Source organism: Sphingopyxis sp. H050, assembly GCF_001468265.1.
Taxonomy (GTDB): domain Bacteria; phylum Pseudomonadota; class Alphaproteobacteria; order Sphingomonadales; family Sphingomonadaceae; genus Sphingopyxis.
Genome location: NZ_LNRZ01000001.1, coordinates 100,868 through 119,347, shown reverse-complemented (window position 1 = coordinate 119,347; position 18,480 = coordinate 100,868). Strand labels below are relative to the sequence as shown.

At 66.9% G+C, this 18,480-nt stretch carries 12 protein-coding genes and 2 tRNA genes; 11 read left to right on the top strand and 3 right to left on the bottom strand.

All coding sequences use genetic code 11. The features are described from left to right. Positions 1-49: 49 nt before the first annotated feature. Positions 50-790, bottom strand: a complete 741-nt coding sequence (locus ATE67_RS00575) for a helix-turn-helix domain-containing protein (RefSeq protein ID WP_058814761.1) — start codon at positions 788-790, stop codon at positions 50-52. 106 nt (positions 791-896) lie between these two features. Between ATE67_RS00575 and ATE67_RS00570 the strand changes: the two genes are divergently transcribed. From ATE67_RS00570 to ATE67_RS00545, 6 genes are all read left to right on the top strand, one after another. Next, a complete protein-coding gene (locus ATE67_RS00570) occupies positions 897-1,814 on the top strand; it encodes an SDR family NAD(P)-dependent oxidoreductase (protein ID WP_058814760.1) in 918 nt (305 codons plus the stop codon). Positions 1,815-1,824: 10 nt separating this feature from the next. Further along, positions 1,825-2,991, top strand: a complete 1,167-nt coding sequence (locus ATE67_RS00565) for an acyl-CoA dehydrogenase family protein (RefSeq protein WP_058814759.1) — start codon at positions 1,825-1,827, stop codon at positions 2,989-2,991. Positions 2,992-3,108: 117 nt separating this feature from the next. Beyond that, the gene (locus ATE67_RS00560) at positions 3,109-4,311 is read left to right on the top strand and encodes a CoA transferase (protein ID WP_058814758.1); all 1,203 of its coding nucleotides are present in this window, start codon (positions 3,109-3,111) and stop codon (positions 4,309-4,311) included. 107 nt (positions 4,312-4,418) lie between these two features. After that, positions 4,419-5,633: an acetyl-CoA C-acetyltransferase gene (locus ATE67_RS00555; RefSeq protein WP_058815200.1), complete on the top strand. Its 1,215-nt coding sequence runs from the start codon at positions 4,419-4,421 to the stop codon at positions 5,631-5,633. Positions 5,634-5,786: 153 nt separating this feature from the next. Beyond that, positions 5,787-7,382, top strand: a complete 1,596-nt coding sequence (locus tag ATE67_RS00550; RefSeq protein WP_058814757.1) for an acyl-CoA dehydrogenase family protein — start codon at positions 5,787-5,789, stop codon at positions 7,380-7,382. Next, positions 7,382-8,245 carry an FAS1-like dehydratase domain-containing protein gene (locus ATE67_RS00545; protein WP_058814756.1) on the top strand — a complete coding sequence of 288 codons (864 nt, stop codon included), beginning with the start codon at positions 7,382-7,384 and terminating at the stop codon, positions 8,243-8,245. Before ATE67_RS00550 ends, ATE67_RS00545 begins: the two co-directional genes overlap by 1 nt. Before the next feature lie 334 nt (positions 8,246-8,579). On the opposite strand, the gene ATE67_RS00540 is transcribed toward ATE67_RS00545, so the two are convergent. Both ATE67_RS00540 and ATE67_RS00535 read right to left on the bottom strand, forming a co-directional pair. Then, positions 8,580-8,655, bottom strand: a tRNA-Thr gene (locus ATE67_RS00540). Positions 8,656-8,657: 2 nt separating this feature from the next. Further along, positions 8,658-8,744 (bottom strand) — tRNA-Leu (locus ATE67_RS00535). Between the two features lie 204 nt (positions 8,745-8,948). On the opposite strand from ATE67_RS00535, the gene ATE67_RS00530 reads away from it, so the two are divergent. The 5 genes from ATE67_RS00530 to gltB all read left to right on the top strand — a co-directional run bounded on the left by ATE67_RS00530 (position 8,949) and on the right by gltB (position 18,457). Further along, positions 8,949-9,881 carry a complex I NDUFA9 subunit family protein gene (locus ATE67_RS00530; RefSeq protein WP_058814755.1) on the top strand — a complete coding sequence of 311 codons (933 nt, stop codon included), beginning with the start codon at positions 8,949-8,951 and terminating at the stop codon, positions 9,879-9,881. Positions 9,882-10,307: 426 nt separating this feature from the next. Then, positions 10,308-11,108, top strand: a complete 801-nt coding sequence (locus tag ATE67_RS00520) for an undecaprenyl-diphosphate phosphatase (protein ID WP_058814753.1) — start codon at positions 10,308-10,310, stop codon at positions 11,106-11,108. Positions 11,109-11,268: 160 nt separating this feature from the next. Beyond that, positions 11,269-12,711 carry an NAD(P)-dependent oxidoreductase gene (locus ATE67_RS00515; RefSeq protein ID WP_058814752.1) on the top strand — a complete coding sequence of 481 codons (1,443 nt, stop codon included), beginning with the start codon at positions 11,269-11,271 and terminating at the stop codon, positions 12,709-12,711. Positions 12,712-12,734: 23 nt separating this feature from the next. Continuing rightward, positions 12,735-13,865 carry a DUF2059 domain-containing protein gene (locus ATE67_RS00510; RefSeq protein WP_231727995.1) on the top strand — a complete coding sequence of 377 codons (1,131 nt, stop codon included), beginning with the start codon at positions 12,735-12,737 and terminating at the stop codon, positions 13,863-13,865. Between the two features lie 62 nt (positions 13,866-13,927). Then, the gene (gene gltB, locus ATE67_RS00505) at positions 13,928-18,457 is read left to right on the top strand and encodes a glutamate synthase large subunit (protein WP_058814750.1); all 4,530 of its coding nucleotides are present in this window, start codon (positions 13,928-13,930) and stop codon (positions 18,455-18,457) included. Positions 18,458-18,480: the final 23 nt, after the last annotated feature.

Below are 18,480 nucleotides of genomic sequence, written 5' to 3'. Positions count from 1 at the left end.
TTTGCGCGCGTCCCTGACATGCGGGCCGGGGCGGCACAAGAAACATTGGCTATGCGGCCTGCACGACCAACTCGTCGCGCAGGCCGATCAGTTTCGCCCCCAGCGCCTCGATCCCCGCATCGCTCTGCGACCCCGCAACGACCGACGCCGACAGGCAGAAACCCGGCGCGATCCCCGTCATCCCCGCCGCCACGGTCCACACGCCGCGGTGCGTATAGCCCTGGTCGATCGCATAGCCGCGCGCCGCCGCCTCGCGCACCTGCCGCGCATAGGTCTCGAACGGCAGCTCGGCCTGCCAGCGCACGGGCGCATAGCGGCGCGCGAGTTCGCCCTCCCCCACGCCCTGCGCCGCCGCGATCGCCCGGCCCGCCGCGCCGCTGCCGAGCGGCTGGCGCTGGTCGTCGGCGAGGCTGAGGCGCATCCCCGCGTCGCTTTCCGCCCGAACCGCGAGCTGCATCCGGTCGCGCGACACGATCTTCCACAGGCCGACCGCCGCCTCGGTGCTTTGCGCGAAGGCCGCCATCCGCGGCAGCGCCCGGTCGACGAGCCGCGCGCCGGCGCTGTCGCGCAGCGCCTCTGTCGCCAGCCACGGCGCGGTCAGGCGATAGCGTTTGCTCGCCCCCTCGCGCTCGATCGCCCCCTCGGCAACAAGCGTTTTCAACAGGTTGAGGCAGCTCGACGGGCTGAGCCCGACGCTGCGCCCGATGTCCGACAGCGTCGACGCGCCCGCATCGCCGAGCAGGCGGAGGATCGCAAAGGCTTGCGAGACGGAGCGAACAGGACCGGTCATCGCGCATCGAATATTTTCAACATGATGAAAAATCAATTCTGAATGTTGAAATGATGCACCGACCCGCATATCGCGCTACCAACGCGAATCGAACGGGAGAGCGGCCATGAGCGGATGCCTGGACGGAAAGGTCGTCGCGATCACCGGCGCCGGGCGCGGCATCGGGCGCGAGCTCGCGCTGCACTGCGCCGCGCAAGGGGCCGCCGTCCTCGTCAACGACCCCGGCGTTGCGCAAGCGGGCGACGGCGGCGATGCCGCTCCGGCCGAGACCACCGCGAACGACATTATTGCCGCGGGCGGCCAGGCCGCCGCCAACTTCGGCAACGTCGCCAATCCCAAGGATGCCGCCTCGATCATCGAGGATGCCGTCGCGCGCTTCGGCCGCATCGACGCCGTCGTGAACAACGCCGGGATCCTGCGCGACACCATCTGGCACAAGATGAGCTACGAGGACTGGAAAAGCGTCATCGAGGTCAACCTCACCGGCGTCTTCAACGTGTCGAAGGCCGCGACGCCCTATTTCCGCGAGCAGCAGTCGGGCAGCTTCATCCACTTCACCTCGACCAGCGGGCTGATCGGCAACATCGGCCAGGCCAATTACTCCGCCGCCAAGCTCGGCGTCGTCGCGCTGTCGCAGTCGATCGCGCTCGACATGGCGCGCGTCGGCGTCCGCTCGAACTGCATCGCCCCCTTCGCGTGGAGCCGCATGACCTCGTCGATCCCCGCGACGACCCCCGCCGAACAGGAGCGCGTCAAGCGCCTGCAGGAAATGTCCCCCGACAAGATCGCCCCGCTCGTCGCCTATCTGGCGTCCGACCTGTCGCGGGATGTCACCAACCAGATCTTCAGCGTCCGCAAGAACGAGATCCTGCTCTTCTCGAAACCGCGCCCGGTCCGCTCGATGGCCAAGCTCGAGGGTTGGACCGCAGAGGCGATCGCCGACGAACTGATCCCCGCCTTCCGCCCCGCCTTCGCGCGCGCCGACGAGGTGTCGGCGCACGTCTTCCCCTACGACCCGATCTGAGGAAAAGCCCATGAGCAACCCCGGCATGGACGCGGACGTCTTCGACCAGTTCATCGAACAGCTCGAACGCTATGTGCGCGATCGCCTTCTCCCCGCCGAGAAGGACATCATCGAGAGCGATGAAATCCCCGCCGAAATTCTCGCCGAACTCCGCGACATGGGCCTTTTCGGTCTGACGATCCCCGAGGAATATGGCGGCGCGGGGATGAACGTCAGCCAATATATCAAAACGATCCACACGATCAGCTATGCCATGCCGGCGTTCCGCTCGATCATCTCGATCAACATCGGCATGTTCGCCTCGGCGCTCAAGAATGGCGGCACCGAGGCGCAGAAGGCCGAATGGCTGCCGCGCGTCGCGGCGGGCGAGATCGCCTGCTTCGGCCTCACCGAGCCGGGCTCAGGGTCGGACTCGGCGGGGCTCCAGACCACCGCGACGCAGACCGACAACGGCTGGGTCCTCAACGGCACCAAACGCTACATCACCAATTCGCCCTTCGCGAAGGTCGGCCTGATCATGGCGCGGACGAGCAAGGAAAATCTGCCCAAGAACGCCCATGTCTCGGCCTTTGTCGTGCCCTTCGACGCCCCCGGCATCACCATCGGCAAGTCGGACAAGAAGATGGGCCAGGCGGGCAGCCATATCGCCGACGTGATCATGGAGGATGTCCGCGTCGGCGGCGAAGCTTTGCTCGGCGGCGAACTCGGCAAGGGCTTTGCCTATGCGATGATGAGCCTCGACAACGGCCGCATGTCGGTCGGCGCCGCCGCGACCGCCTACGCCCGCCGCGCGCTCGACAGCGCGATCCGCTACGCGACCGAACGCAAGGCCTTCGGCGAACCGATCGCCAACTTCCAACTGATCCAGCAGATGCTCGCGCAGAGCGAGATCGACATCTACGCCGCCGAATGCATGATGGCGGACGTCACGCGCCGCGCCGACGCAGGCGAGAATGTCCTGCGCAAGGCCGCGGCGTTCAAGGTCTTCGCCAGCGAAATGTGTGGCCGCGTCGTCGACGCCTGCGTCCAGGTCTATGGCGGCGCGGGCTATCTTGCCGAATATGACGCCGAGCGTTTCTTCCGCGATGCGCGCATCTATCGCATCTACGAAGGCACGACGCAGATCCTGCAGCTCCAGATCGCCAAGCATATGCTGCGCGAGTTCGCGGCGGCGTGAGGGTGGCTGAGAATATCCCGTCACCCCCGCGAAGGCGGGGGCCGCTGGAGGTTTACCCGGCGGCGAAGGGCAAGGCCGACACCGGCCCCCGCCTTCGCGGGGGCGACGGAGCATTCCATGTATAACCTCCTCCCCAACCTCCCCGTCATCGAAGCCTCGTCCTTCGTCGCCTCGCCCACCACCGGGCTCTACCTCGCGCAGTTCGGCGCCGAGGTGATCCGCGTCGACCAGATCGGCGGCGGCCCCGATTTCCGGCGCTGGCCGGTGACGGCGGAGAACAACTCGCTCTATTGGGAAAATCTCAACCGCGCGAAAAAGTCGGTCGCGCTCGACCTGTCCCGGCCCGAGGGCCGCGAGCTGTTGCAGGAGCTGGTGCGCGCCACCGGCCAGTTCGTCACCAACTTCCCCGTCGACGGCTTCCTGTCGCACGAAAGGCTGGCGGAGGGCCGCCCCGACCTGATCACCGTGCGCGTGATGGGCTGGGCCGACGGCTCGCCCGCGCTCGACTACACCGTGAACAACAGCGTCGGCTATCCGATGCTCACCGGCGCGGGCCCCGAACCGGTCAACCATGTGCTGCCCGCATGGGACCTGCTAACCGGCGCCTATGCCGCCTTCGCGCTGCTCGCCGCGATCCAGCGGCGCAGCGTCAGCGGCGAAGGCGGCGAGGTGCGCATCCCCTTGTCGGACGTCGCGATCGGCACCGTCGCCAACCTCGGCGGCATCGCCGAAGTGCTCTATTCGGGCGAGAACCGCCCGCGGCTCGGCAACGCCGTCTACGGCCTGTTCGGCCGCGATTTCGTGACCCGCGACGGGCGGCGGACGATGATCGTCGTCGTCACCCCGCGCCAATGGGCGAACCTGATCGCCGCGCTGAACCTCGGCGACGCCATCGCGAGCATCGAGGCCGCGCGCGGCGTGTCGTTCGCGAAGGACGACGGCCTCCGCTTCAATCACCGCGACGCGCTCTATCCCTTGTTCGAAAAGGCGATCGCCGGGCGCGACCACGCCGACCTCGCCGCCGCCTTCGACGCGGGCGGCATCGTCCACTCGCCCTATCGCACGATGCACGACGCCGCGAACGACCCCGCGCTCGTCGCGAACAACCCGATCTTCGGCGCTGCGCAAAACCCCAGCGGCTTCGCCTATCCCGCCGCGGGCGCTTTCGCGACCATCCCGCAGGCGGACCGCGAACCCCCGCGCCCGGCCCCGCGCAATGGCCAACATACCGAAGAAGTGCTGACCTCGCGCTTGTCCCTGTCCTCGGGCGAAATCGCCCGCCTGATCGATGCGGGAATCGTGGGTGTCGCCGAAAAATGACGCAAACCCTATCCCGTTCGCGTCGAGCGTAGTCGATACGCCCCTCAGGCCAGAACGGCATCTCGACTTCGCTCGATGCGAACGGAAAAGAAAAGTTGGAGAATGACATGACCCTGCGCCGCGCCGCCATCGTCGCCCCGATCCGCACCGCCGTCGGCAAGTTCGGCGGCTCGCTCTCGTCGATCGCCGCCGGCGACCTCGGCGCTGTCATTCTGAAGGCGCTGATGGAACGCACGAAGATCGACCCCGCGCGCGTCGACGACGTCGTTTTTTCCCAAGGTTACGGCAACGCCGAGGCGCCCAGCATCGGCCACTGGTCGTGGCTCGCCGCGGGCCTGCCGCTCGAGGTGCCGGGCTACCAGCTCGACCGCCGCTGCGGCTCGGGGCTGCAGGCGGTCGTCAACGCGGCGATGATGGTCCAGACCGGCATGTCCGACGTCGTCGTCGCGGGCGGCGTGGAATCGATGTCGAACGTCGAACATTATACGACCGATATCCGCAAGGGCATCCGCGCGGGCAACCTCACCCTCCACGACCGGCTGACGCGCGGCCGCGTCATGTCGCAGCCGGTCGAGCGCTTCGGCGTCATCACCGGCATGATCGAGACCGCCGAAAATCTCGCGAAGGATTATGACATCAGCCGCGAGGCGTGCGACGCTTATGCCGTGCGCAGCCACCAGCGCGCCGCCGCGGCCTGGGCGAACGGCCTGTTCGACGACGAACTCGTGCCCGTCTCGGTCCCGCAGAAAAAGGGCGACGCCATCGTCTTCGCCCACGACGAGGGCTACCGCGCCGACGCGACGCTGGAATCGCTTGGCAAGCTCAAACCGCTCGAAGGCGGCGTCGTGACCGCAGGCAACGCGAGCCAGCAGAATGACGCCGCCGCCGCCTGTCTCGTCGTCGCCGAGGACAAGCTCGACGAACTCGGCCTTACCCCTATCGCCTGGTACCACAGCTCGGCTGCCGCCGGCTGCGACCCCAGCCGCATGGGCATCGGCCCCGTCCCTGCGGTCGAACGCCTCTTCGCGCGCAATGGCCTCGGCTGGGGCGACATCGACCTCGTCGAGCTCAACGAAGCCTTCGCGCCGCAGGTGCTCGCCGTGCTCAAGGGCTGGGGATGGAGCGATGACGATAGCCGCAATGAAATCCTCAATGTCAACGGCTCGGGCATCTCGCTCGGCCACCCGATCGGCGCGACCGGCGGGCGCATCCTCGCCAATCTGACCCGCGAACTCGTCCGCAGGGACGGCCGCTACGGGCTTGAAACCATGTGTATCGGCGGCGGCCAGGGCATTGCCGCAATCTTCGAGCGCGCGGCGTAAGGCGCCGGAGAACGATAAGCGTCAGGCAGCCAGAATGAACCAAGCTCCCCTTCCTCGTCACCCCGGACTTGATCCGGGGTCCATTGCCGCGCCGATGGCATGGACCCCGGATCAAGTCCGGGGTGACGATGGCAATGAGGACGGGTTTTGACGATGCGTGCGGATCTGAACCGCGCGCTCACCGCGGCGCAAGCCTACCGCAGCGCGGCGCAGGCCGCGCTCGCCGAAAGGCTGGCCGCCAAGCCGATCGATAGCGAACAGCGCGCAGCGCATGGCTTTGCGTGGGTCGCAACGACGGTCGCGGCGCTCGAGGCAACGCTCGGCTGGAACGAGTCCGGCCCGGACTCGAACCCCCTCGACGCCCAGATCACCCTCCTCGCGTTCGCGGAAAGCATCGGCCAGCTCACCGGCGGCCTGCCGATGGGGCAGAACGAGATCTTCCGCCCCGCCGATCTCGGCCTCGCCGCTGCCGCCCGCACCCTCGCCGAGACCTGCGCCGATCTGCTCGAAGCCGACCACGCCGCCAGCCGCGCCGAGGTCGCCGCCGCACTCGCCGAAGGTCACTGGCCCAGCGAAACGCTGCACGACGCCGATCTCGACGCGATCCGCGATCAGTACCGCCGCTTCACCGACGCCGCGATCGTCCCGAACGCGCACGGCTGGCACCTCGCCAACGATCTGATCCCCGACGCGACGGTTCAGGCGATGGCCGACCTCGGCACCTTCGGCGTCTGTATCCCCGAACAATATGGCGGCCTCGGCCTCGGCAAGCTCGTCATGTGCATCGTCACCGAGGAATTGTCGCGCGGCTGGATCGGCGCCGGCTCGCTCGGCACCCGGTCGGAGATTGCGGGCGAACTGATCGCCCAAGGCGGCACCGGCGCGCAAAAGGCCGAATGGCTGCCGCGCATCGCCAGCGGCGAAATCCTGCCCACCGCGGTCTTCACCGAACCCGATGTCGGCTCCGACCTCGGCGCGCTCCAGACCCGCGCGCGCCGCGAGGGCGACCGGTGGATCATCGACGGCGCCAAGACCTGGATCACCCACGCTGCGCGCTCGGACCTGATGACCCTGCTCGCGCGCACCGTCCCCGACGCGAAGGGCTATGCCGGCCTGTCGATGCTGCTCGTCCCCAAGCCGCGCGGGACCGAGGTCGATCCCTTCCCCGCCGACGGGATGACCGGCAGCGAGATCGAGGTGCTCGGCTATCGCGGGATGCGCGAATATGCGCTGCAGTTCGAGGGGCTTGCGGCCCCCGCCGACGCGCTGCTCGGCGGCGAGGAAGGCCAGGGCTTCAAGCAGCTCATGCGCACCTTCGAGGGCGCGCGCATCCAGACCGCCGCGCGCGCCGTCGGTGTCGCGCGCCGCGCGCTCGAACTCGGGCTGGGTTATGCGCTGACCCGCAAGCAGTTCGGCAAGGCGATCGTCCATTTCCCGCGCGTGTCGGACAAACTCGCGATGAGCCTCGTCGATTTCGTGATGGCGCGCGAGCTGAGCTATGCCGCCGCGCGCGCCAAGGATCAGGGCAAGCGCTGCGATATCGAGGCGGGCATGGCCAAGCTGCTCGGCGCGCGCGCCGCCTGGGCGAACGCCGATGCAAGCCTGCAGATCCATGGCGGCAACGGCTATGCGCTCGAATATGAGATCAGCCGCATCCTCTGCGACGCGCGCATTCTGGGCATCTTCGAAGGCGCGGCGGAGATTCAGGCGCAGGTGATCGCGCGCGGGCTGACCGGAGGACGCAATTGATGAGCGCCCAAATTACGAACGACTGGCAGAGCTGGATCGGCCGCGAGGATGTCCGCCACGACCATGTCGACCCAGCCGCCGTGAAACGCTGGCTCGCGACGCTCGACCGCGCCGCGCCCGCCGACGGCAGCGTCCCGCAGGCCTATCACTGGTGCCTCTGCCTCCCCGACGCGCCGACCGCGATCCTCGGCGCCGACGGCCATCCGCTACGCGAAGACAGCGACGACAGCTTCCTGCCCCCCATCCCCCTGCCCCGCCGCATGTGGGCCGCCAGCAAGGTCGAATTTGTCGCGCCGCTGCGCCCCGGCCAGTCGGTGATGCGCAGCTCGCGCGTCGCCTCGATCACCGAAAAGCAGGGCGGCTCCGGCAAGCTCGTCTTCGCCGAAGTCGCGCATGAAACCCGCGGCGACGGCGAACTCGCGGTGCGCGAAATCCAGTCGATCGTCTTCCGCGAACCGGCGCCTGCTGGAGCGCCGCCCGCCCCGCCGCCGGCAAGTGGCAACTTCGACGCATCGGGCTGGGACGCGCACCGGATGCTCGTCCCGTCGGAAGCCCTGCTGTTCCGCTACTCGGCGCTGACCTTCAACAGCCACCGCATCCACTACGACCTGCCCTATGCTTGCCAAGAAGAGGGCTATCGCGGCCTGGTGGTCCACGGCCCGCTCACCGCGACGCTGCTGCTCGACCTTGCGGCGCTGCATTTCGGAGATAACACACTGAAAAAATTCGATTTTAGAGGAACCTCCCCCGCGATCTGCAACGAGGAGCTCCACCTGACGCTGCGCGGCACCTTCGACACCATCGAACTCGCCGCCTTCGCCAGCGACGGCCGCCAGGTCATGGCCGCAACCGCCGCCGCCTAAACCTGATCGCGCAGCATCTCGCCGATCGAACTCGCGAAATGGCTCTCCATCGCCGCCCGCGCCCGCGCGGGCGACCTTGCCGCAATCGCCTCCGCCACCTCGCGGCGGCGCAGCCTAAGGAATGCCGAGATAACGGACGATGCCGTCATCGAGCACGCCGCGAACGGCGCCGCCGGCGATCTGGACGGGCGGCGAAAAGACGATCGGATCGGTCATACGCCCGTCCCTATCACCGAACGCGCGCCGCGGCACAGCCGCGCGATTTTGCCCGAAGGCGAAATCACTGTGCCAGCCGAACGGGTCGAAAGGCCGGTGTAAAGCGGAGACGGGATAGTGGTGCCGCTTACAGGACTCGAACCTGTGACCCCATCATTACGAATGATGTGCTCTACCAACTGAGCTAAAGCGGCACTGGTGCCCAGAAGAGGACTCGAACCTCCACGACCTTGCGATCGCCAGCACCTGAAGCTGGTGCGTCTACCAATTCCGCCATCTGGGCACGGGGTAGGAGCGGGCGCTTAGCGGCGCGGCGTGGCGCTTGTCAACCGCGGCGCGGGGAGCTCGGCATATTTTATCGCCGCGGCACGGTTTTGCGCGCTCGCCGCCGTCTCGGCCCTTGCCCCGCCCGGCGCTTCGCGGCATGGGAGCCCATCGGGACGCCCCTCGCGTCCTTCCTCAGAGAATCACAACCAGGCGAACGGCAATGCGCAACCTCGACGGGCAGTTGATCACGGTATTCGGCGGCGGCGGCTTCCTCGGCCGCTATGTTGTGCAGCGCCTTCTCGCCCGCGGCGCGCGTGTCCGCGTGGCCGAGCGCGAGCCGCGCAAGGCCGTGTTCCTGAAGCCGCTCGGCGGGCTCGGCCAGACGCAATTCGCTGCGGCCGATGTTCGCGACCCCGCCGGCGTGGCGCGAGCCGTCGCGGGCAGCGATGCCGTCATCAACCTCGTCGGCGCGTTCGACGACATGGTCGCGGTGCAGGCCGGCGGCGCCGGCCATGTAGCCGCGGCCGCGAAAGCCGCCGGTGTCGGCACCCTTATCCATATTTCGGCGATCGGCGCCGACAGCGAATCGCCATCGGCCTATGGCCGCAGCAAGGGCGACGGGGAGGCGGCGGTCCGCAAGGCGTTTCCGCGCGCCGTGATCCTGCGCCCCTCGATCGTGTTCGGGCGCGAAGACAGTTTCATCAATCGCTTCGCCGCATTGATCCGCATGCTGCCCGTGGTGCCGGTGATCGCGCCCAAAACGAAGTTTCAGCCGGTCTATGTCGGCGATGTCGCCGATGCCGTTGTCGCGGCGCTCGGCGATGGCGCGGCGTACAAGACCTTCGAACTCGGCGGGCCACAGGTGCTGACGATGCTCGAGCTGCAGCAGTGGATCGCCGGCGCAATAGGACGCAAGCGCCTGTTCGTCGAGATCCCCGACATCGCGTCGTCGACGCTGGCAACCGGCTTTGGCTGGGCGCCAGGCGCCCCGATCACCAAAGACCAGTGGCTGATGCTTCAGCGCGACAATGTCGTCGCAAGCGGCGCCAAGGGCCTTGGCCAGCTTGGCGTCACCCCGACCTCGCTCGCCTCAGTCGCCGACGGCTGGCTGGTCCAGTATCGCCGCCACGGCCGCTTCGCCCAAACCGCTTAACCGCCCCCCGCGACTCCCGCGAAGACTGCCAGCCCCGCGCGCGGGTCGCCTCGTTCTGGGCGGGGAGAGCGATACGATTTGGGGACGTGACCGCGCTGGTCGCGGTTTCGATGCCGCTGGCCGGGTGCGACGACACGCCGGCCTTCATGGACTGCCGAAGGATGCCGCCGAGCGTGCGACGCGTGCACGCGAAGCTGGAAGCCGCGAGCGCGATCCCAACATCGGACTCGCGACCAGCCCTAAGAAACTGATCGCGCGGGCGCTCGAGCTCGGTCCGCCGGCCAATGTGCTGAAAGCCTGCGACGCGCGGCATAAATAGCCGCTGGCAAAAGCGGCCTGCGCTGCGTAGGCTTGGGGACAGGACAAGGGCGTCCGGCATCGGTCGGGCGCCCTTTCGCACAACCGCAAACGGCATATTGGAGCCCCATGAGCATCTGGCTGATCGCCGTCATCCTCGGTATCGTCGAGGGACTGACCGAATTCCTCCCCGTCTCGTCGACGGGCCATCTCATCCTTGCGACCGAACTGCTGGGCTACGACGCCTCCAAGTGGGCGGTATTCAACATTGCGATCCAGCCGGGCGCGATCCTTGCGATCGTTGTGCTTTATCGCAAGCTGTTCTGGGACATGTTTACGGGCTTCTTCCGGCGCGATCCGGTCGCGATCGCCTTTGTGCGCAATCTGCTGCTCGCCTTCGTTCCCGCGGTGGTCCTCGGCCTTGCCTTCGGCGACTATATCGAAGCGTTGCTCGAAAATGCGGTCGTCGTCGCCTGGGCGCTGATTATCGGCGGCGTCGGCATCCTGCTCGTCGAGCGTTTTGCCAAACCGAAGGAAAGCGGCGGCGTCGCGGCGCTCTCGACGCGCCAGTCGATCATCGTCGGCCTGGTTCAGTGCATCGCGATGATCCCCGGCGTCAGCCGCTCGGGCGCGACGATCATGGGCGCGATGGCGCTCGGTATCGACCGCAAGACCGCCGCCGAGTTCAGCTTCTTCCTCGCGCTGCCGACGCTGACCGGCGCGACGGTGCTCCAACTCGCCAAACATCAGGACGCGATCACGAAAAACGACATCGGGCTGATCGCGCTCGGCGCCTTCGTCTCGTTCGTTGTCGCGTGGGCGGTGATCAAGGCCTTCCTTGCGGTGGTAACCCGCTACGGCTTTGCGCCTTTCGCCTGGTATCGAATCATCGTCGGCATCGCCGCGCTGCTATGGCTGGGCATGAGATAGGACCGATACGGACTTATTTTATGAAAGAAAATTGCGCCGTGCTGTTTTGAGGCAAATCGCGCCTCTATTTTAGGTCAATAATACTGACCTAACTCGCATTTCGCCCGTGACAGCTGCTTTGAACCCATGCCATCGCCTCCATCAACGAAGGGGATATGGCATGGCTTCCGACCGCATGCTCCAATTTGTGGGGCGTGAACAATCTTATCCGGACAAGCGCTCGGCCGAAGAACGGGCGCGCGATTTTCGCGAGATCGCCGAGCGCTATGCTGCGCCCGATGCCGATGCACAGGCCGCGCGCTGTTCGCAGTGCGGCGTGCCCTATTGCTCGGTACACTGCCCGTTGCACAATCATATTCCGGACTGGCTGCGCCTGACCGCCGAGGGGCGGCTGCGCGAAGCCTATGAGCTTTCAAACGCGACCTCGACCATGCCCGAAATCTGCGGCCGCATCTGCCCGCAGGATCGCCTCTGCGAGGGCAATTGCGTGATCGAATTCTCCGGCCACGGCGCGGTGACGATCGGCAGCGTCGAGAAATATATCACCGACACCGCCTGGGCCGAGGGCTGGGTCGAGCCGATCCATGTCGGCAAGGCGACGGGCCAGTCGGTCGGCATCATCGGCGCGGGGCCCGCTGGCTTGACCGCGGCCGAATATCTTCGCGTCCTCGGGCACGACGTGCATATCTACGATCGCCACGACCGCGCCGGCGGCCTCCTCACCTATGGCATCCCGGGCTTCAAGCTCGAGAAGGATGTCGTGATGCGCCGGATCGAGCGGCTCGAAGAGGGCGGTATCCACTTCCACCTCGGCTTCGAGGTCGGCAGAGACGCAACGCTCGACCAGCTTCGCCAGAAGCATGACGCAATCCTGATCGCGACCGGCGTCTACAAAGCGCGCGAGATCAATGTCCCCGGTAACGAAGCCACCGGCGTCGTCGCCGCGCTCGACTATCTGATCGCGTCGAACCGCAAGAGTTTCGGCGACACGGTCGTCGAGTTCGAAGACGGCCGTCTTGACGCCAAGGGCAAACATGTCGTCGTCGTGGGCGGCGGCGATACCGCGATGGACTGCGTCCGCACCGCGGTGCGCCAGGGCGCGCGGTCGGTGAAATGCCTCTATCGCCGCGACCGAGAGAATATGCCCGGCTCGCAGCGCGAAGTCGCCAATGCCGAGGAGGAAGGCGTCGAATTCGTCTGGCTGTCCGCGCCCGAAAGCTTCACCGCCGACAAGCGCGTCAGGCAGGTTTCAGTGCAGGGCATGCGCCTCGGCGCGCCCGACGCGAGCGGCCGCCGCAGCCCCGAAGCCGACCCCGGCCGCACCTTCGACCTGCCCGCCGACATGGTGATCAAGGCGCTGGGCTTCGATCCCGAGGAACTGCCGCACCTGTTCGGTTCGCCCGACCTCAGCGTCACGCGCTGGGGCACGCTGCGCGTCGATCACCAGACGATGATGACCAGCCTGCCCGGCGTCTTCGCTGCCGGCGACATCGTGCGCGGCGCCAGCCTGGTCGTCTGGGGCATCCGCGACGGCCGCGACGTCAGCGAGCAGATGGCAAAGTGGTTGAAAGCGAAGGCGATAAGCGAAAAGAAGGCGGCATGACCAACAGGGGAAGGACTCACATCATGTCGAACTGGAAAACCGCTCTGCTCGCCGGCGCCATGGCCTGTGCGCCGGTGCAGGCTTTCGCCGCGCCGACCGAGGCGCCGCTCGCCGAAACCGTTGCGCCCGCAGAGGAAGACCTGACCTCGCCCGAAAATCTCGAGAATGCAAAGGCGAAGATGCAGCGCGAGATGGACCAGGCGATCGCAATGGTCGAAAAATTCTTCGACACCAGCAACCTTCCTCCGATCGATCCCGCGCGTCTTGCCCTCGCGCGGCAAAGCACTGCGGCGCTGCTCCCCGCGGGCAGTCTCGAGAAGATGGTCGATAATCTTTACGGCAAGGCTTTCGACCTGTTCCTGGCCGAGATGGACGGCGCGTCGCCGCTGATGCTGTCGATCAAGACCGGCGTCGAAAGCGACAAGATCGAGGCGCTAGACGACAAGAGCAAGACCGCGATCGCCGACCTGTTCGACCCGCACCGCAAGGAGCGCGGCGACCAGATACTGAAGGTCGTGAAGCCGCTGATCAGCGAAGCGCTCGCCGACCTCGAACCGCCGATGCGCGAGGGACTGGCCAAGGCTTATGCCCGCAAGTTCAGCGCGCCGCAGCTGACCGAAATGAACGCTTTCTTCGCGACCCCCACAGGCAAGCTCTACGCCAGCGAGTCGATGGCGCTCGGCGCCGATCCCGAGGTCATGCTCGCGACGATCAAGGCGGTGCCGCCGATGATCACGAAGTTCATCGACCGCGCCCCCCAGATCGAGGGGCAGCTGAAGGAACTGCCGAAGGAGAAGCAACTCACCGATCTCAGCGATGCCGAGATTGCGAAGCTGGCCAAGCTGATGAAGGTCGACGCCAAGACGCTGAAGGAAACGCGGGACAATTGGACGAATCCGGCGGTCGAGGAAGCCGTCGATGCCGGCGCCGACTGGAACGCGGATGACGCTTCGGCAGCGGATGCCGCCGCCGATGCCGCCGCAGCGGCAGCCGACGCGGCGGGCGAATGGGATCCCGCCTATGAACGGGCCAACTGGTCGGCCGCCGACCTGAAACGCGTCGAGGATGCCGAGAGCGCGCTCGAAGCGGCTTCGACCGCCGCCTACGACGCCGAGCAGGCCGCGATCGCCAACGCGCGCAAGAAGAAGAAATAGCATGGCTGGCGTCATCCCGGCGAAGGCCGGGATGACGATGAAAACTGAAGCAGGATCATAAGATGTCCCACTATCATACCCCCGAACACGCGCGGTTAGCAGCCGACGGCATGTATCGCCCCGACCTGGAATCCGATGCCTGCGGCGTCGGCCTGGTCGCGGCGACCGACGGCAAGCCGTCGCGCCGCGTCGTCGAGGCGGCGATCGAGGCGCTGCGGGCCGTCTGGCACCGCGGCGCGGTCGACGCCGATGGCAAGACCGGGGACGGGGCGGGCATCCATGTCGACCTGCCGGTCCGCTTTTTCGACGACGCCATCGCCGCATCGGGGCACAAGGTGCGCCCGAACCGGCTCGCGGTCGGCATGGTCTTCCTGCCGCGCACCGACCTCGATGCGCAGGAGCATTGCCGCACGATCGTCGAGTCCGAAATCATCGACGCCGGCTTCACCATCTATGGCTGGCGCCAGGTGCCGGTCGATGTCTCGGTGATCGGCGACAAGGCGCAGCGCACGCGCCCAGAGATCGAGCAGATCATGATCGCCGGGCCGCTGCCCGACGAACAGTCGCTCGCCGAGTTCGAAAAGCAGCTCTATCTGACGCGCCGCCGCATCGAGAAGAAGGTCATCGCGGCGCAGATCGCCGACTTTTATATCTGTAGCCTGTCGGCGCGCTCGATCATCTACAAGGGGCTGTTCCTCGCCGAGAGTCTTGCGGACTTTTATCCCGACCTCGCGAACAAATTGTTCGAAAGCCGGGTCGCGATTTTCCACCAGCGCTATTCGACCAACACTTTCCCGCAATGGTGGCTCGCCCAGCCGTTCCGCACCCTCGCCCACAACGGCGAGATCAACACGATCCGCGGCAACAAGAACTGGATGAAGAGCCACGAGATCAAGATGGCGAGCCTCGCCTTCGGCGAGCATTCGGAAGACATCAAGCCGGTGATCCCCGCGGGCGCGTCGGATACCGCGGCGCTCGACGCGGTGTTCGAGACGCTGTGCCGCGCCGGCCGCGACGCGCCGACCGCGAAACTGATCCTCGTCCCGGAAGCCTGGGGCGACGACGCCGAGATGCCCGACGCGCACCGCGCGATGTACAATTATCTCGCCAGCGTCATGGAGCCGTGGGACGGTCCCGCCGCGCTCGCGATGACCGACGGCCGCTGGGCGGTCGCGGGCATGGACCGCAACGCGCTCCGCCCGCTGCGCTATACACTCACCGCCGACAACCTGCTCGTCGTCGGCTCGGAAAGCGGCATGGTGCTGCTGCCCGAAGCGAGCATCCGCAAGAAGGGCCGCCTCGGCCCCGGCCAGATGATCGCGGTCGATCTCGACGACGGCACGCTTTATGAAGACCGCGCGATCAAGGACAAGATCGCGGGCGCCGCCGACTATGCGTCGCGCGTGAAAGGCTTCCGTACGATGGCCGACCTGCCCAAGGGCGGCAAGGCGACGCTGCCGACCTTCGATCGCGCCGAACTGCTCCGCCGTCAGGTCGCCGCAGGCCTGACGATGGAGGATATGGAACTGATCCTCGCGCCGATGGTCGAGGACGCCAAGGAAGCCGTCGGCTCGATGGGCGACGACACCCCGCTCGCGGTGATTTCCGACAAGCCGCGCCATGTCGCGCAATTCTTCCGCCAGAATTTCAGCCAGGTCACCAACCCGCCAATCGACAGTTTGCGCGAACGGCATGTGATGAGCCTGAAGACGCGCTTCTCGAACCTCGCCAATATCCTCGATGAAAAGGGGCAGAGTGCGCACGTCCTCGTGATCGACTCGCCGGTGCTCGTCGGCGACGACTGGGACCGGCTGCGCGCCTATTTCGGCGATGCCGTCGCCGACATCGATTGCACCTTCAAGGTCGGCGGCGACGCCTCGACCCTGCGCGAGGCGATCGCCCGCGTCCGCCGCGAGGCCGAGGATGCGGTGCGCGCCGGGCGCAGCGAGCTGTTCCTGTCCGATCAGGCGATCGGCGAAGGCCGTGTCGGCATGGCGATGGTGCTCGCCGCCGCCGCGGTCCACACCCACCTCGTCCGCAAAGGCCTGCGCAGCTACGCCTCGATCAACGTCCGTTCGGCCGAGGTGCTCGACACCCATGCGTTCGCGGTGCTGATCGGCGTCGGCGCGACGACGGTCCACGCCTATCTTGCCGAGGCCGCGATCGCCGATCGCTGGTCGCGCGGGCTGTTCGGCGGCGAACTGTCGCTCGCCGACTGCCAGCTTCGTTTCCGCAAGGCGATCGACGACGGGCTGCTCAAGATCATGGCGAAGATGGGGATCGCGGTGATTTCCAGCTATCGCGGCGGCTATAATTTCGAAGCGGTCGGTCTCAGCCGCGCGCTCGTCAACGACCTCTTTCCCGGCATGCCCGCGAAGATTTCGGGCGAAGGCTATCAGTCGCTGTTCATCAACGCGACCGAGAAGCACGAGGCCGCATTCGACGCGCGCGTCACCACCCTGCCCGTCGGCGGTTTCTATCGCCAGCGCGCCGGCGGTGAAACGCATGCCTATTCGGCGCAGCTGATGCACCTGCTCCAGACCGCGGTCGCGACCGACAGCTATTCGACCTATCTGCAATTCGCGCGCGGCGTCGCCGACCTGCCGCCGGTGTACCTCCGCGACCTGATGGAGTTCAACTATCCGGCGCAAGGCGTCGCGCTCGACAGCGTCGAGGCGATCACCGAGATCCGCAAGCGCTTCGTCACCCCCGGCATGTCCTTGGGCGCGCTGTCGCCCGAGGCGCACGAGACGCTGGCGATCGCGATGAACCGGATCGGCGCCAAGGCGGTGTCGGGCGAAGGCGGCGAAGCCAGCGAGCGCTACCAGCCTTATGGCAATGGCGACAATGCCAACAGCAACATCAAGCAGATCGCGAGCGGCCGCTTCGGCGTCACCACCGAATATCTCGGCGCCTGCGACGAGATCGAGATCAAGGTCGCGCAGGGCGCCAAGCCCGGCGAAGGCGGCCAGCTCCCCGGCTTCAAGGTCACCGAGTTCATCGCCCGCCTGCGTCACTCGACCCCCGGCGTGATGCTGATCTCCCCCCCGCCGCACCACGACATCTATTCGATCGAGGATCTGGCGCAGCTCATCTACGACCTGAAGCAGATCAACCCCAAGGCGCGCGTCTGCGTCAAGCTCGTCTCCAGCGCCGGCATCGGCACCGTCGCGGCGGGCGTCGCCAAGGCGCACGCCGACGTCATCCTCGTCTCGGGCAACACCGGCGGCACTGGCGCAAGCCCGCAAACCAGCGTCAAATATGCCGGCACGCCGTGGGAAATGGGCCTCTCGGAGGTCAATCAGGTCCTCACCCTCAACGGCCTCCGCCACCGCATCCGCCTGCGCACCGACGGCGGGCTCAAGACCGGGCGCGACATCGTCATCGCGGCGATCCTCGGCGCCGAGGAATATGGCATCGGGACATTGAGCCTGGTCGCGATGGGCTGCATCATGGTGCGCCAGTGCCACAGCAACACCTGCCCCGTCGGCGTCTGCACGCAGGACGAGAAGATGCGTGCGAAGTTCACCGGCAGCCCCGAGAAGGTCATCAACCTGATGACCTTCATCGCCGAGGAAGTGCGCGAAATCCTCGCCAAGCTCGGCTGCCGCAGCCTCGACGAGGTGATCGGCCGCACCGAGCTGCTGCGTCAGGTGAGCCGCGGCGCCGAGCATCTCGACGACCTCGACCTCAACCCGATCCTCGCCAAGGTCGACGCTCCCGACGATCAGCGCCGGTCGCAGGGGCCGAACTTCCGCAACCCGGTGCCCGACAGCCTCGACGCGCAAATCCTGACCGACGCGAAGCCGCTGTTTGAGCGTGGCGAGCGCATGCAGCTGACGTACAACGTCCGCAACACCCACCGCGCTGTCGGCACGCGCCTGTCGGCGGAGGTCACCGCGCGGTTCGGGATGAACGGCCTCGCCGACGACCATGTGCAGGTGCGCCTGCGCGGCACCGCGGGCCAGTCGCTCGGCGCTTTCCTGTGCAGCGGCATCACGCTCGAGGTCTTCGGCGACGCCAACGACTATGTCGGCAAAGGCCTCTCGGGCGGCCGCATCATCGTGCGCCCGACCGTGTCGAGCCCGCTCGTCAGCCAGCACAACAGCATTGTCGGCAACACCGTCCTCTATGGCGCGACTGCGGGCACCTTGCTCGCGGCGGGTCAGGCGGGCGAGCGTTTCGCGGTCCGCAACTCGGGCGCGAAGGTCGTCGTCGAGGGCTGCGGCGCCAATGGCTGCGAATATATGACCGGCGGCACCGCGGTGATCCTCGGCCCCGTCGGGTCGAACTTCGGCGCCGGGATGACCGGCGGCATGGCCTTCATCCTCGACACCGACGGCAGTTTCGAGCGCCGCGCGAACGGCGAATCGATTGTCTGGCAGCGGATCGCGAGCAGCCATTGGGAAGCCGTGCTCAAGGAGCTGGTCGAGGATCATGCGCGCGCGACGGGCAGCAAGTGGTCGGCCGAGATTCTCGCAGACTGGGAGCGCTGGCACGGCCAGTTCTGGCAGGTCTGCCCCAAGGAAATGCTCAGCCGCCTGACCCATTCGCTGAACGAGGAAGAGGTCGAGGTCGTCGCGGCGGAGTAACTCGTCGCGCCGGAGATGCAATC